Source organism: Paraburkholderia sp. RL18-085-BIA-A (assembly GCF_046027075.1).
Taxonomy (GTDB): Bacteria; Pseudomonadota; Gammaproteobacteria; order Burkholderiales; family Burkholderiaceae; genus Paraburkholderia.
The window spans coordinates 1-1641 of the sequence record NZ_JARESU010000394.1; the positions used below are offsets into that span (position 1 = coordinate 1).

At 66.1% G+C, this 1641-nt stretch carries 1 protein-coding gene and 1 pseudogene; both read right to left on the reverse strand.

Going from position 1 to position 1641, the window contains the following annotated elements:
* Window positions 1-821, reverse strand: a pseudogene (locus tag P0D89_RS52700) (transposase family protein); the annotation flags it as partial.
* A 98-nt stretch (window positions 822-919) separates the two neighbouring features.
* Window positions 920-1498, reverse strand: a complete 579-nt coding sequence (locus P0D89_RS52705) for a hypothetical protein (protein ID WP_408371144.1) — start codon at window positions 1496-1498, stop codon at window positions 920-922.
* Window positions 1499-1641 lie beyond the last annotated feature (143 nt).

Below are 1641 nucleotides of genomic sequence, written 5' to 3' on the forward strand. Positions count from 1 at the left end.
CAAGGTGGTCTGATGCAGTACGCCGAGCGCGTGCAGTCCAGCGACCGTTTCCTCCGCGAGCATCGCGGCGCCATTGTCGGTCATCAGGGCACGGGGCAAGCCGCGGCGCTGAACGCCTGGCACAGGCCGTGTATCAGGCTCTGGGCAGTCTCGTCGAGATACCACTGCGCGTGGCAGACGATGCGCGAGCGGTCATCGAGTACGCACAGCAGCATTGGCTTGACCCACTGGCCGTCGCGCGTGAGCAGCTTGCGCGATCCGTGATGGAAATCGAGATGCCAGAGCGCGGCGACATGTTCGACCTCGAAGCTGCGCACCTCAAGGCGCTCCAGACGATCGCGTGCGAGCATCGCGCCGGCACTGGTGTGACGCGGCGCGCGTTCGCGAAACAACCCCTGTGCGACGAAGTAGCGGCGCACGGTCGCATACGAGGGCAGGTTCGCGGCCCCGAGCGTGACCTTGAGGTTGTCGTAGTGCAACTGGCAGGTCCAGCCGGGGTGTTCGCGATACTGCTCGCGGATGGCCTGGATGGCCGCCGGCGACAGGCTGCGGGAAGTACCGCGCATGCGCGGCCGGTTCCTGAGTCCGGTCACCGGGTCCTGTGCTGCACGGCGGGCCTGGTAGTACCAGCGCTCAATGGTCGAGTGGCCGAACTGGACGTCGGCGCCGGTGACGGGGTGACGCCAGACCTTGGCGCTCAGAATGGCCAGAAGTTCGCGCAGTTGGCCCGGTTCCGGCGGGGCGGCCAGCAACGGGCCGACGACGGCGAAGCGCAAGCGGGCCCAGCGATCACCCGCTGGTAAATCGTGGTGTTGGCTCATCGATTCTCCAAAGATGCGGCGGGCATCGCCGCGATTGAGGGGAGAAGCGAGACTACAAGCGCTGTCTGACGGGGGCGAGCGACAAGTTCTGCGGGCGTCTAACGAACCTCGCGCAGGTTGCTCGCGGCGCTGCCGCTGGTCAGGGGCGTGAGCCAGCGCAACAGACCCATCAGGGGGGAGTGCTGGAGCGTGGTGACGAAGCGTTCGAGCAGGCTCGCAGGGAGTAGATCGGGTTCGACGGGCGGCATGAAATCGGAGCGCCCGAGCAGCCACAGGGGCGTCGTCATGAATTCGCTGCGCCACCAGCGTCGCCAGCGCGCAATCGTCGAGACCGGCACGTCAAGCGAGTCCAGCTGACGCATGGCCGCCGCGGTGCCTGCGCTGGCTCGTGAGGCACAGACCGTCACCATGATCGCCGCGACATAGACGCGCCGGCCCAGAAAACGCACGGACACCGGCGTCGTGCGGCGGCGGCAGCCGGCACAGCAGAAGCTGTAGCGGAAGTCGCAATCGGGCTGGGCTTCGCGGGGAATACCGCGCGGCTTGCGCGGGTAGCGGGCGCTGTGCAGCACACCCCCGCAACGGCAGCGTTGCGCGCGGGCCTGCTCCGCGAGGTCCTGGTCAATGCGTAACAGCAGCCGATAAAATTTGGAGCTCTGTAAAGTCGCGTGGCACACTTCGGTGGTCTTTAGTCTCGTAAACCAAAGACTCCCCCGACGGTATCGTTTGTGCAAGATGCCCGAGGGGGCTCATCCTGCGTACATCACGCAATCTGCAAAAACTCCCCGCCAGACCCATCACCTTCCGTGCTCACGCTCAG